The 13,977-nt window shown below is 60.0% G+C and carries 11 protein-coding genes; 2 read left to right on the forward strand and 9 right to left on the reverse strand.

What is annotated here, in order from left to right; genetic code table 11:
• Window positions 1-69 precede the first annotated feature (69 nt).
• From GGQ85_RS07565 to dusB, 9 genes are all read right to left on the reverse strand, one after another.
• Entirely contained in the window at window positions 70-1,506 is a 1,437-nt protein-coding gene (locus GGQ85_RS07565; protein ID WP_309773993.1) for an NAD-dependent succinate-semialdehyde dehydrogenase, read from the reverse strand.
• Between the two features lie 201 nt (window positions 1,507-1,707).
• Entirely contained in the window at window positions 1,708-3,087 is a 1,380-nt protein-coding gene (hflX, locus tag GGQ85_RS07570; protein WP_374708857.1) for a GTPase HflX, read from the reverse strand.
• A gap of 23 nt (window positions 3,088-3,110) precedes the next feature.
• A complete protein-coding gene (hfq, locus tag GGQ85_RS07575; RefSeq protein ID WP_079446421.1) occupies window positions 3,111-3,359 on the reverse strand; it encodes an RNA chaperone Hfq in 249 nt (82 codons plus the stop codon).
• 180 nt (window positions 3,360-3,539) lie between these two features.
• Complete coding sequence (locus GGQ85_RS07580; protein ID WP_309773995.1) at window positions 3,540-4,397, reverse strand: D-amino-acid transaminase; 858 nt, start codon at window positions 4,395-4,397, stop codon at window positions 3,540-3,542.
• 22 nt (window positions 4,398-4,419) lie between these two features.
• Window positions 4,420-5,790, reverse strand: a complete 1,371-nt coding sequence (ntrX, locus tag GGQ85_RS07585) for a nitrogen assimilation response regulator NtrX (protein WP_309773997.1) — start codon at window positions 5,788-5,790, stop codon at window positions 4,420-4,422.
• A 17-nt stretch (window positions 5,791-5,807) separates the two neighbouring features.
• Window positions 5,808-8,108 carry a sensor histidine kinase NtrY-like gene (locus tag GGQ85_RS07590; protein ID WP_309773998.1) on the reverse strand — a complete coding sequence of 767 codons (2,301 nt, stop codon included), beginning with the start codon at window positions 8,106-8,108 and terminating at the stop codon, window positions 5,808-5,810.
• Window positions 8,109-8,289: 181 nt separating this feature from the next.
• A complete protein-coding gene (ntrC, locus tag GGQ85_RS07595) occupies window positions 8,290-9,729 on the reverse strand; it encodes a nitrogen regulation protein NR(I) (RefSeq protein WP_309773999.1) in 1,440 nt (479 codons plus the stop codon).
• A 7-nt stretch (window positions 9,730-9,736) separates the two neighbouring features.
• Complete coding sequence (locus tag GGQ85_RS07600; protein ID WP_309774000.1) at window positions 9,737-10,912, reverse strand: two-component system sensor histidine kinase NtrB; 1,176 nt, start codon at window positions 10,910-10,912, stop codon at window positions 9,737-9,739.
• Window positions 10,909-11,958: a tRNA dihydrouridine synthase DusB gene (gene dusB / locus GGQ85_RS07605; protein ID WP_309774001.1), complete on the reverse strand. Its 1,050-nt coding sequence runs from the start codon at window positions 11,956-11,958 to the stop codon at window positions 10,909-10,911. Before dusB ends, GGQ85_RS07600 begins: the two co-directional genes overlap by 4 nt.
• 191 nt (window positions 11,959-12,149) lie before the next feature.
• Between dusB and GGQ85_RS07610 the strand changes: the two genes are divergently transcribed.
• Together GGQ85_RS07610 and GGQ85_RS07615 are read left to right on the forward strand one after the other, a co-directional pair.
• Window positions 12,150-13,346, forward strand: a complete 1,197-nt coding sequence (locus GGQ85_RS07610) for a bifunctional 2-C-methyl-D-erythritol 4-phosphate cytidylyltransferase/2-C-methyl-D-erythritol 2,4-cyclodiphosphate synthase (RefSeq protein ID WP_079446393.1) — start codon at window positions 12,150-12,152, stop codon at window positions 13,344-13,346.
• A 1-nt stretch (window position 13,347) separates the two neighbouring features.
• Complete coding sequence (locus GGQ85_RS07615; protein WP_079446392.1) at window positions 13,348-13,974, forward strand: CinA family protein; 627 nt, start codon at window positions 13,348-13,350, stop codon at window positions 13,972-13,974.
• Window positions 13,975-13,977: the final 3 nt, after the last annotated feature.

Raw genomic sequence — 13,977 nt, forward strand, 5'->3', positions numbered from 1 at the left:
CTTCGCCGCTTGCGTTTTTGCCCGCACCGCCCCACGCCACAGCAGAAGGCATCGGTCGCGGGACTGCCCTTACACACCGGTCTGACTAATGAACTTGGTGATAAGATAGGATTCCATCGCCTCGGTTCCACCTTCCGAGCCGTAGCCGGAATCCTTGACGCCTCCGAAGGGATTTTCCGGCAGAGCCAGAGCGACATTGTTGATTCCGACCATGCCGCTCTCAATTGCAGCACCAATGGCAGTTGCTGTCCTGGTCGAACTGGTGAACGCATAGGACGCGAGGCCATATGGCAGCCGGTTCGCTTCCTCAGCGGCCTCGTCGAAACTCGAGAACGGCGAAATCAGCGCCAGCGGACCGAACGGCTCCTCGTTCATGGCGCGGGCGTCCTTCGGCACATCGGTGATCACGGTCGGCTCGAAAAAATAGCCCTTGTTGCCGACACGATGACCGCCTGCCGCAAGCTTGCCGCCCTTCCCGACCGCATCTTGAACAAGGCCTTCCACTGCGGAAACGCGGCGCGAATTGGCGAGCGGTCCCATGTTTGATTCAGGGTCAAGCCCGTTGCCAACCTTGATCGCCTTGGCGGCTTCCGTGAACCTGCCGACAAAATCCTTATAGACCTTGTCCTGCACGAGAAGGCGCGTCGGCGCGGTGCAGACCTGGCCGGCGTTGCGGAATTTGGCGCCCGAGATGATCTTGACCGCGCTTGTAATGTCGGCGTCGTCGAACACGATGGCCGGAGCATGACCGCCGAGTTCCATGGTCGCGCGCTTCATATGCAGTCCGGCGAGCGCTGCGAGCTGCTTGCCTACGGCCGTCGAGCCTGTGAAAGATATTTTCCTGATGATCGGATGCGGGATCAGATACTCGGAGATTTCGGCAGGCACGCCGAATACGAGATTGATCACGCCATCGGGCACCCCCGCATCGACGAACGCGCGGAGCAGCTCGGCGGGAGACGCCGGCGTTTCCTCGGGCGCCTTGACGATGATCGAGCAGCCGGCGGAAAGCGCGGCCGACAACTTGCGGCAGACCTGATAAATCGGAAAATTCCATGGCGTGAAAGCCGCCACCGGACCAACCGGCTCCTTGATCGCAATCTGATAGATACCCGGCCCGCGCGCCGGAATCACGCGGCCATACGTCCGTCGAGACTCTTCCGCGAACCATTCGATGACGTCGGCTGCGACCAGCGTCTCGGCTTTGGCTTCAGCAAGAATTTTGCCGTGCTCCATGGTCATCAGCGTCGCGATGTTGTCGATCCGCTCCCGCATCAAGGCGGCCGCTTTACGCATGATCTTGGCACGCTCGAACGGTGCGACCGCTCGCCAAAGCTTAAATCCCTTGTCTGCAGCGGCGAGCGCCTCGTCGAGGTCGGCACGGTCGGCATGAGCGACCGTTCCGATCTGCTCTTCGGTAGCGGGGTTGAAAACGGCGATAGTCTTGCCGGAGGCGCTGGAGCGCCACCTCCCGTCGATCAGCAGCGATGTGTTCTGATAGCTCAAGGAGATCTCCTGCGGCTTTCGTGAAATTGGTGGAGCATGGAATAGTCCGCAGCTTTGCTGGTCAAGACCGATCCTGCGCGATCCTGCTTTGCGAAAAGGAATCCGGTGACACAGCTCACAGAGTCGCGATTCAACTGCGTTGAATCAAACTCTGCTTTATTCTCTTTCAACTGAGCGGTTTCCACTTTTCGGGATCATACTCTAAAGCGGGCGTGGTACCGCGCCATATTGGTTGATGAGTATGTCTCGTTTTGTCTCATCGACCCTGACGGTCATATCGTAATGGCCGTCGCGCAGTTCCTTGGCGAGCACTTCGGAGTTTCGATGCAGCCAACTGATCGCCGCGCCATTCGAGGCATCGACCGAAAGGTCCAGCGTGGTTCGGGTTGCCGCAAGTTGATCCTCGATCGCCGCGAGCAGCGGCTCGACCCCCTCGCCAGTTTCGGCAGAGACGAGAAAACAGGGCACATCCGTCGAGCGCCGTGCAGCTATATTTTCCAGATCTTTGCGCTGATCCGCATCGAAGCGATCGATCTTGTTCCAGACCTCGAGAACGCGCGTCGTCCCTCCGGGGTCGATGCCAAGTTGATGCAGCACCGTTTCGACGTCGTGCTGCTGCGCCTCGGTATCCTCGTGCGAAATGTCACGAACATGAAGGAGAATGTCGGCCTCTATCACCTCCTCCAGCGTCGCGCGAAACGCAGCGACGAGCTGAGTTGGCAAATTGGAAATGAATCCAACGGTGTCCGATAGCATTGCCTTTGCACCGTGAGGTAACACAAGCGAGCGCAGCGTGGGATCGAGCGTCGCGAACAGCATGTCCGCTGCCTGAACATCGGCGCGCGTCAATCGATTGAACAGCGTCGATTTGCCGGCATTTGTATACCCGACGAGCGCGACCACACGATATGGCACGCGTTGCCGCCCGGCGCGATGCAGCCGTCGCGTCGCCTGTACCTTTTTGAGTTCGCTTTCCAGTCGCGTGATGCGATCGCCGATCAGGCGCCGGTCGGCCTCGATCTGAGTTTCGCCGGGTCCGCCCATGAAGCCGAAGCCACCACGCTGCCGTTCAAGATGGGTCCAGGAGCGCACCAGACGGCTACGCTGATAGTTGAGATGGGCGAGCTCAACCTGAAGCGCACCCTCTTTTGTCTTGGCGCGGCGCCCGAAGATTTCGAGAATCAAGCCCGTCCGATCCAAAACCTTTGTGCCCCAGGCTTTTTCCAGATTGCGCTGTTGAATGGGTGACAACGCACAATCCATCACCACGAGACTCGCTTCATCGGCGACGATCAAGCCCTTCAACTCTTCGACCTTGCCCTTGCCGAGATATGTGGCAGGCCTGATCTGGCTGACCGGAGCGACTATCGCTTGAACCACATGGAGGTCGATCGCCCTCGCGAGGCCGGCGGCTTCATCCAGCCGCGCGTCGGTATTGCGCAGGGTGCGTCCTGTCCGGGGCGTCTCGGCATCGCCGCTCCGCGCCCGTACATAGGGACCGATGACGATCGCTCGTCCGGTCGGCTTGTTCTGCATCGACCCCGATGGGTCGATGCTCCCCTCTAATTGTCGGGTTTCCAATCAGGAAACTTTCAAATGCATGCTCAAAGCGGAGCGTCCTCGCCACCCTCAAACAACTGAATCGGAGCACCCGGCATGATGGTCGAAATCGCGTGTTTATAGACCAGTTGCGAATGGCCATCGCGTCTAAGGAGCAGACAGAAATTATCGAACCAAGTAACAATTCCCTGTAGTTTGACTCCGTTCACCAGAAAGATCGTCAGGGGCGTTTTCGTCTTGCGAACGTGGTTGAGGAAAGTGTCCTGTAGGTTTTGTGCGCGCTCTATCGCCATTTTTGTTATCCGCAGTTTAGCTTTGTTTTTTGAGCCGGAAACAACCCTCCCGGAGCGTCCCATGGCCGCCGGCTCCCTCTGAGTTCCTCCTCATGGATCCGGCACCCTGGATTAGAGGGCAGAGCATGATGTTACGCAAGCCAGTTCGGGCCATAGGTTCGCCCGGATTTACAAAAACCATCAGGAAAATGCTGAAAAGCGGTGGAATTCTTCCCGAAGCTGCCTTGTGATACCGCCCGGCTGACCATTTCCCACCACCTGACCGTCGATCGCGACGACAGGCATGACGATCTGAGAGGCCGAAGTTACAAAGGCCTCCGCCGCCTCGCGCGCTTCCGCAGGTGTGAACGGGCGTTCTTCCAGCCTGATCTGAACAGCCCCCATGACTTCCACGAGCACGGCCCGCGTGATGCCTGCGAGAATGCCACGGTCCACTGACCGGGTGACAGCGCGGCCGTCCTTCGTCACGATCCAGGCGTTGCTCGACGCACCTTCGGTAACGAATCCATCGCTGTCGACATACCACGCCTCATAAGCCCCCTTCTCGCGCGCTTCCTGCTTCGCCAGCACATTAGGCAGCAGCGACACCGACTTGATATCCACCCGCGGCCAACGATTTTCCGCCAGCGTGATCACCTTGATGCCGGTAGCGGCGGTTTGCTGCTTTTTTTCGTAATCGAGCGCACGGGCTGTGACGACGACGCTCGGTTTCACAGAGCTTGGCGGAAATGCATGATCACGCCGAGCGACACCACGAGTCACCTGCAGATACACTATCCCGTACGTCACGCGATTCCGCCGCACCACCTCTCGCATAATGATCGCGAGCGCCGTGATCGGCATCGGTTCGTCGATCTGCAACTCGCGCAGCGACCGCTGCAAGCGGACCATGTGCCGGGGAAAATCAACCAGCCTCGCGCCGCGCACTTCGCAGACCTCATAAACGCCGTCAGCAAACTGATAGCCGCGATCCTCGACATTGACGCAAGCATCGCGCAGATCGCAATATCGGCCGTTGACATAAGCAGTTCGTGACATGCGGCGAGTTCGCTTCAGGGTTCTAGTTGACGCCGAGCGCCTTGAGTTTGCGATGCAACGCCGAGCGCTCCATGCCGACAAACTCCGCGGTCCGAGAGATATTATTGGAGAAACGGCTGATCTGAGCGATCAGATAGTCGCGCTCGAAAACCTCGCGAGCCTCGCGCAGCGGCAAGCCCATGATGTGCTCACCATTGACGCCTGACGGCATTGCCGGAACCATGGAGCCCACATCCTGCGGCAACATATCCGCGGTGATGATAACCTCGGGACCTCCGCCGGCCAGGATCATCACGCGCTCGACGTTGTTTCGGAGCTGCCGAACATTGCCGGGCCAGACATGAGATTGCAGCACCGCCATCGCGTCATCGCCGATCTTTCGCTTCGGTAGCCCGCTTGCGGCAGAGATATGATCCATGAAAAATTCAATCAGCTCGGGAATGTCCTCGCGGCGTTCGGACAGTGCCGGAACGCGGATCGGCACCACTGATAACCGATGGTAGAGATCTTCACGGAACCGGCCTGCGGCAATCTCCTCCTCCAGATTGCGCGCTGTCGACGAGATGATGCGCACATCCACCTTGATCTTGGTCGTGCCACCAAAGCGTTGAAATGTCTGATCGACCAGAACCCGCATGATCTTGTTCTGAGTCTCGCGCGGCATATCGCCGATCTCGTCGATGAACAGCGTCCCGCCATGCGCTTCTTCCAGCGCGCCGGCCTTGCGGGGCTGCTGGCCGTCGATCTGCTCGACGCCGAACAGTTCGGACTCCATGCGTTCCGGTGTAATCGCCGCAGCGTTAATGACGACAAACGGTCCTTCAGCACGGCTCGACTGATTGTGAAGCGTTCGCGCTGCCAGTTCCTTACCGGATCCGGACGGGCCGACGATCATGATGCGGCTGTTGGCTTTCGCCGCGCGCTCGATGGTTTGCCGAAGTTGATTCACGCATGGCGAACGTCCGACCAGCGAGCTTGCCGCTGGCGCAAGCTGCTTCAGTTCACGCACCTCGCGCTTTAGACGTGACGTTTCGAGGGCACGCGTCGCCACTAGAATCAGGCGATCGGATTTGAAAGGCTTTTCAATGAAGTCATAGGCGCCGCGTTTGATGGCCGCGACTGCCGTTTCGATGTTGCCATGACCGGAGATCATGACCACCGGCATATCGGGACTGTCCTGCTTGATCATTTCGAGCAGTTGCAGCCCGTCAAGCTTACTGCCTTGCAACCAGATATCGAGAAACACCATGTGCGGACGGCGGTTTGAAACCTCCGCAAGTGCTTCATCGCTGTTACGCGCAGTTCGGGTCGTGAAACCCTCGTCTTCCAGGATGCCTGCAACGAGGTCGCGAATGTCCGCCTCGTCGTCAACAATGAGAATGTCGTGTGCCATAAATTGGATCCGCCTCGTCAGTCGCCGGTAGCGACCTCAGTCTTTGTTTTTTCTTCGGTCACGTTATCGCCGTTAGTCGCTCCATCCTTGCTAATGGTTCCAACATTCGCCTGCCCTGCTACTGCAAACCGCAACCGCATCCAGGCTCCCCGCGCCTCCGGTTTTATCGCAGAAGCGTCGTTGAGTTCGAGCTTGCCGCCATGGTCTTGCAAGACGCGCCCTACAATCGCTAGACCAAGGCCGGTGCCCTTCTCGCGTGTCGTTACGTAAGGCTCCAGCAGCCGCGCGCGCGCAACTTTCGGTAAGCCAACACCATTGTCGATCACGTCAATGACGATGTCGTCTTCTTCCCGCGCCACGATAACATCGATCCGGCCTTTTCCGAGTATCTCCGGCGGCACGGCTTCGATGGCTTCGGCTGCGTTCTTGATGATATTGGTCAGCGCCTGCGAGATCAGCCGCCGATCAAACTGCGCGCGCATCGGTTCATGCTTGATGTCGGCTTCGATATCGATCTCGGGATATCCGACACGCATCAGGAAAACTGTCTGGCGGACCGTATCAGCGACATCCTCTCCTTCCATCACGGGCTTCGGCATTCGCGCGAAACGCGAAAACTCATCGACCATCCGCCTGATATCCTCGACCTGACGCACGATCGTATCGGTGCACTGCTCGAAGATTGTCTTATCCTGGGTAATCGCCTTGCCGAATTTGCGGCGAATGCGCTCGGCCGACAGTTGGATCGGCGTCAACGGGTTCTTGATTTCATGAGCGATTCGTCGCGCCACGTCGCCCCAGGCAGACGTGCGCTGCGCGGTCACCAGCTCCGTGATATCGTCCAAAGTGATGATGTAGCTGTCACGTGATTGACTGGTTTGCTCGGCACTGACGCGCACCGAGATGTTACGCTCGCTGCCGTCTCGATTGAGCGTGAGCTGGCCCTGCACCAGCCGTTGCGTTCCTTCCCTCGCCGTCTGCATGAGTTCGCTCAGCTCGGGTACTACCTCGGACAACGGATGCCCCAGAGTTTCCGATTCGGAATGGCCGATCAGCTTCTCCGCCGACCGGTTCAGGATGCGGATGGTATTGGCGCCGTCGACGCCAATGATGCCGGCGCTGGCCGACGACAATACCGCCTCGATGAAACGCCGCCGGCTGTCGATCAAGCCGCTCGCGCTAACGAGTTCGTCGCGCTGAGTTCGCAACTCGGCCGTCATTTTGTTGAAGGTTTCGCCGAGCTGCGCCAGGTCTCCTTCGGATTTCAGGACGGGCACCTGAACGTTCAGGTCGCCAGTGGACACGATGTTGGCTGCGTTCATCAGACGCCGGACGGGCGCGACGAACCGGTCGGCGAAGTTCAGGCCAAGCAATACCGACGCCATCAGAATGGTCAGCGCAATGACGGCAAACATCAGCGCGAGCGCTACCTGGATGCCGAGGCGCCGAGCCTCGATCGTGGCGTATACGGCAAGGCTTGATTCGGTCTGTTTCAATTGCGCGACGACGTAGGGGTCCAGCAGTCTTGCGACATAAAGAAAAGTGTCCTGGAAAGCGCTCAGGCGAATGACGGCGGCGACATAGTTTGCCTCTGGAATTAACGCGATCTGCGGATCGTCCTCGTTGACATTCTTGAGAAAGTCGGGGTTCGGTGTGTTGTAGGCCAGCTTGATGCCGGTTTGCGCCGATACAAGCATGTGGCCTTCTTTATCAATCAGCATCGCACCCCGAAGGTTGCGGGCATTGGCGCTCGAGGTCAGGAGCTGGAGAAATGTCTTGCGGTCCTGGTCGTATAACGGCCGCGCGTTAGAGATGTCATTGGCCATGCCGAGAATGTCGCCCCGAATCAGTTGGGCGTGTTCGTTCGCATAGGCGTGTGCGACGATCCGCGAGTTCTCAATGACCTCCTTGATCGGTCCTGAAAACAGACGGTCGAGTCCGCGATCGATCGTGATGCTGGCAACGACCGAGACCACGACCGCCGGCAGCACGGCAATGACCGAGAACAGACCGACCACCTGAACATGCAGCTTCGCGGCGGCGCGACCGCGGCGGCGTGCTTGCACGACACGCCAGACTTCGCGAGCGATAATGCCAACGAGCAGAAGGATGATGCCCGCGTCTATCAGCAGAAACGTGATAACGACTCGGTGGGTCGGCTCGATCGGCGTGAGACGAACCAAAACCACAAACGTCAGGAATGCCGATAGCAACGCTAAGCCGATCGCGACTGGCGCCAATAGTCGGCGCATGGTCCAGCCGCGCGACTCGGCGAGTGTCGGATCGTGTGATGGAACCGGCGTGTCTGCTGTGGTCATTCGCGAGAAGGTTGAGTGTTGGGGCTGGCGTCGGTCAAACCAGCGAACTGATGCAATCGTACAACAATGTTGCACAATTGGGACATTTCCGCGGCGCAAACATCGGGCGCGAACCGGCAAAACAACTGGAATCGTCAATCAAACGTGAGCAGTGGAAAACTGACCGGATAGCCCCCCGCTTCTACCCTGCGGACCGGTAGACTTGGATGTCCAGATCGCGAATTTTTTTGCGGAGCGTGTTGCGGTTCAAACCTAGAAGGTCGGCTGCCCGGATCTGGTTGCCATGGGTAGCCGTCAGCGCGGCGGTGAGAAGCGGAACCTCAATCTCCCTGAGAACACGGTGGTACAAGCCCGGCGGCGGGAGCCCATTCGGGAAGCTGGCGAAAAGGGACGACAGGTGCATTTCGACGGCGCCACTGAGACCGTTGATACTATGTCCGCCGGTTCCGGAGGCCACCGCAGGTGATGCAAGTTCGCAATCGATCACCGGGCCGGTGATGATATCTTGCGGGTAGAGCGCCGCAAGCCTGCGCGCCAGGTTTTCCAGCTCGCGGACGTTGCCGGGCCAGCGGTGCCGCTTCAAGCGCTCGAGCGCAAGCGTGTCTAGCTTCTTGGGCGGCAGCCCATCCCTTTCAGCGAGGACAAAGAAGTGCCGGATAAGATCCGGCAGATCCTCGATGCGTTCGCGGAGCGGCGGCAAGCGCAGCGGTACCACGTTAAGGCGGAAAAAAAGATCCTCGCGAAATAGCCCCTGCTGGATCAGGATACGGAGATCCTTGTTGGTTGCCGCAACGATGCGGACATCCGTCTTGATGGCGGTCCTTCCCCCGACAGTGCAATATTCACCCTGCTGAAGCACGCGGAGCAGACGTGTCTGCGCCTCCATCGGCATATCGCCGATTTCATCGAGGAAGAGGGTCCCTCCTTCTGCCTGCTCGAAACGGCCTGACGCGCGAGCGTTTGCACCTGTGAACGCGCCGCGTTCGTGGCCGAACAATTCCGACTCGATAAGGTCGCGGGGAATTGCCGCCATATTCACGGCTACGAAGGGACCGTTGCGACGCTTGCCGTAGTCGTGAAGCGCGCGCGCGACCAGTTCCTTGCCGGTGCCGGACTCGCCGGAGATCATCACGGTCAGGTCGGTCTGCATCAGCCGCGCCAGCACGCGGTAGATTTCCTGCATGGCGGGGGATCGACCGATCAACGGAAGGGAATCGCATTCGTTCTCGTCGCTGCCGGTGGCCGCGCGCTCCTTGGGCTCAGCGAGCGCGCGGCCCACGATTGCGATCAGCTCCTTGAGATCGAACGGTTTGGGGAGATATTCATATGCACCGCGCTCGGAAGCGCGGACCGCCGTCATGAAAGTATTCTGCGCGCTCATCACAATGACCGGCAAGTTCGGTCTGATTTTCTTGATGCGCGGCAGCAGGTCGAAAGCGTTCTCGTCTGGCATCACCACGTCAGTGATGACGATATCTCCTTCGCCCTGGCTGACCCATCGCCACAGCGTTGCGGCATTGCCCGTCAGGCGCACATCATATCCAGCACGCGACAAAGCCTGATTGAGCACCGTGCGGATGGCTCCATCGTCATCGGCGATAAGTATGTTGGCTGGAGGCATTTTGTCCTCATACTGGATGGCGTGCGGCGCGTGACGACATTCCGGATGCGGTAACGTCATTGCCAAGCTGGTCTACTGGACTGGAATCGAACATCGGTAGCAGGATCCGGAAAGTGGTCTTGCGCGGCTGCGACTCGCACTCGACAATGCCACCGTGGTCCCCAACGATCTTGGCGACCAGCGCGAGGCCGAGCCCGCTCCCGGTCTGCTTGGTGGTTACGAATGGATCGAACAGGTTTGGCAGCAAATCCTCCGCTACGCCGGGACCATTGTCCTTGACGCAAAATTCCAGCGGCAGCGAAACCCGCGCTTTCTTGCCCGGGAGGGAAAGGTGCAAGCCTGGGCGGAATGCGGTCGTGAACTGGATTTCCCCCTCTTCTCCGAGATCAGAAACGGCTTCCGCAGCATTTTTGACAAGGTTCAGAAAGATCTGAACCAGCTGATCCCGGTCGGCGAGGACCGGCGGAAGCGACGGATCGTAATCCTCGGTGAATCTCACCTTTCGCGCGAAGCCCGACTGCGCAAGCCGTTTGACATGATCGAGGACAGCGTGAATGTTGACTGGCCCCCACCTCATCGGCCGCTCGTCGCCGAATACCTCCATGCGATCAACCAGCGTGACAATGCGGTCCGCCTCGTCGCAGATCAGGCGAGTCAGCATTCGGTCGTCCAGCGTCGCCCCCTGTTCGAGAAGCTGCGCCGCGCCGCGAATGCCGGAGAGCGGGTTCTTGATCTCGTGCGCGAGCATGGCCGCAAGCGCAATCACCGAGCGCGCCGCGCTACGATGGGTCAGCTGCCGATCCATCTTGTCAGCGATGGTGCGCTTTTGGATCATCACCACCACATGAGCGGGCCGTTCCGTCAGGGGCGCGACATGCAGGTCGACCTGACGATCCCGGCCGATCCTCGGCGTGCCGAGATCGACCTTGAACTCGTTTACAGGCGCACCGCTCTCGCGAACCTGATCGATCAGGGTCAGGAGCGGGCTGCCGAAGGGGATAAGCTGCTTCAGCGGCTCGCGTTGCAGGAACTGCTTCGACATCTCGAAGAAGGACTCTGCCGCGATGTTGGCGTCGACGATCCGACCATCGGGCGCGACCAGCAGCACGGGGTTCGGCAGTGCGTTGAGAATAGCCTCGCCATCGCTGGGCGCGACGCGCGGGCGCTGTGCGATCGAACTCATGCCGCAGCCCTCCACGCGAAGTCCTCGAACGCATCCACCAGTGATCGCTGTACGCAGGCCGGATCATCAGCCTTCAGAATTTTCTCCCGCCACGTCTTCAAGATCGGTGTTGGTACAGCACGAAGCGCTGCCGCCGTATCGAGCGCCCAGCCGAGATGTTTTCGCGCATGACGAAGCCCTATGCGCAGGCCATAGTGCAGGAGCAGGTCGTCATAGAGCGTGCGGATATACGCCAACTGGTCCGCGAGCGGAGGATGCGGTTCTTCGATACCGGTTTCGAGCTGCCGCCCAATCTGACCAGGCATCCAGGGTCGGCCCTGCGCACCGCGCCCCACCATGACAGCATCGGCCCCCGACGCCTCCAACGCAGCGACGGCTGCATCGAACGACGTGATGTCGCCGTTGACGACGACGGGAATGCGGACCGCTTCTTTCACCGCTCGCACGGCCTGCCAATCGGCGTGCCCCTTGTAGAACTGGCAACGCGTACGGCCGTGAACCGTAATCATGTGCACGCCAGCGGATTCGGCGCGCTGCGCCAGCGAAGGCGCATTGAGCGAGCCATCGTCCCATCCGAGGCGCATTTTGAGTGTGACCGGTACTTTCACCGCACCGACCGTCGCCTCGATCAGATCGAGGGCATGATCGAGATCGCGCATCAGCGCCGAACCCGACTGACCGCCTGTCACGTGGCGAGCGGGACAACCCATGTTGATATCGATGATGTCGGCGCCGGCCGCCTCGGCGATCCGGGCGCCTTCCGCCATCCAGCCTATCTCACAGCCGGCAAGCTGAACGACGTGCGGTCCGTGACCGGTGGCTTCACAGCGGAGCACGGACATGGGCCGCCCCCGGACGAGATCGTCGCTGGCAGTCATCTCGGAAACAACGAGCCCTGCCCCCAGCGCTTCGGTAAGGCGCCGGAAGGGCCGGTCCGTGATTCCCGACATCGGCGCGAGAAGAACGCGGTTACAGATGGAAATACCTCCAACCGCGAATGGCTTGAGCCCTGATGACGGAGCAGGACCGGTCGGGCTCGTGCTCATGGTCCAACTACTCCGTCGTAGCCTTCTGACCGAAAATCAGCTTATTTATTAGGCAAAATAGATGCATGCCTATACAATAGCCAGTTTCCGGTATCTTGCAACTGCTGCAACGATTAATTCGCCACCTGCAGTTTTGCTACCTTCATGGTAAGGGCTTGCTCAAACAACCTGATTCCTTAACAGCGAGTCCAATGCTCACCTCAAAACGAACTGCCGCCATCATCGTTGCCGCTGGCCGGGGCCTGCGCGCTGGTGCTGGAGGCCCTAAACAATACCGGACAATTGGCGGACGAACCGTGATTTCGCGGGCGATGGAGGCGTTCTGCCAGCACCCCGACGTATTTGCCGTTCAGCCGGTGCTCAATCCCGATGACCTTTCCATGTTCAATCAGGCCGTCGCCGGATTCCGCTATCGCGAGCCGGCGAATGGCGGGGCCACCCGCCAAGCCTCCGTTCGCGCAGGCCTCGAGGCATTGGCAGCCGACGCACCGGACATCGTGCTGATCCATGATGCCGCCCGCCCGTTCGTAACACCGGCACTGATCACGCGCGCAATCGACGCCGCGGATAAAGCCGGCGCAGCGGTGCCCGCTATTCCCGTTACCGACACCATCAAACAGGTTGATGCATCCGGCGCGGTCAACGCGACCCCCGACCGTGCAAAGCTGCGGATCGCGCAGACGCCGCAGGCATTTCATTTCGATATGATTCTCGATGCGCATCGCCGGGCGGCGCGCGAGGGCCGCGACGATTTTACCGACGACGCCGCGCTCGCCGAGTGGGTAGGATTGACGGTTGCGACATTTGAGGGCGATGCTGCAAACATGAAACTAACGACTCCCGAAGATTTCGTGCGCGAGGAAGCGCGCCTCGCGGCATCGCTCGGCGACATCAGGACTGGCACCGGCTATGACGTGCACGCCTTCGGCGACGGCGATCACCTCATGCTGTGTGGTCTGAAGGTTCCGCACAATCGCGGTTTCCTGGCGCACTCCGATGGCGATGTCGGGTTGCACGCGCTCGTCGATGCCATTCTCGGAGCGCTCGCGGACGGCGACATTGGTTCGCATTTCCCTCCCAGCGATCCTCAGTGGAAGGGTGCGGCTTCCGATAAATTTCTGAAGTACGCTATCGACAAAGTTACCGCGCGCGGCGGCCGCATCGCCAATCTCGAAGTCACCATGATATGCCAACAGCCGAAGATCGGACCTCTGCGCGACCAGATGCGCGCTCGCATCTCGGACATCACTGGGGTCGCCATCTCGCGTATTGCTGTCAAGGCGACGACCAGCGAACGGCTCGGCTTCACCGGGCGTGAGGAAGGAATCGCGGCGACCGCCAGCGCCACTGTCCGCCTGCCGTGGAACGACAAGGGCTGGGGCACCTGACATGAGCGGCAGCGACACACGCGCCCTGTCGCGTTCGCTGCTCGACCTTTGCCGGATGCGCAAGCTTACCATCGCAACGGCCGAATCCTGCACCGGCGGACTGGTCGTCGGGGCACTGACCGAGATTCCCGGCTCCTCGGACGTCATCGATCGCGGTTTCGTCACCTATTCCAATGACGCCAAGCGCGCGATGCTTGGCGTTAAATCCATCACGCTCGACAGTTTTGGCGCTGTCAGCAAGGAAACCGCGACCGCAATGGCAGTTGGCGCGCTGGAACGCGCCGGCACCGATCTGGCCGTCGCCATCACCGGGATCGCCGGTCCCGGCGGCGCGACACCCGGCAAGCCCGTGGGCCTTGTTCATTTCGCGGCCGCAGCGCGTGACGGCCGCCTGATCCATCGCGAATTTCGCTTTGGTGCCATCGGCCGGAGTTCAGTACGGCAACGTTCGGTTGTCGAAGCCCTGCGGATGCTGATGGAATTAGCGCGCGGCCCGAAGCCGCCTGCGAAAGCCCGCCGCGAAAGCGTTAGCCGATCACGACCGCGAGCAGCGCGTACGCCGGCGCGTCGCACTTCCGAGCGGCGGCGCACCACAGGACCGGTGAAACCTTCTCCAAAGAAAACCTAAGAC

The organism is Nitrobacter vulgaris, from assembly GCF_031453995.1.
In the GTDB taxonomy this organism is placed as follows: domain Bacteria; phylum Pseudomonadota; class Alphaproteobacteria; order Rhizobiales; family Xanthobacteraceae; genus Nitrobacter; species Nitrobacter vulgaris.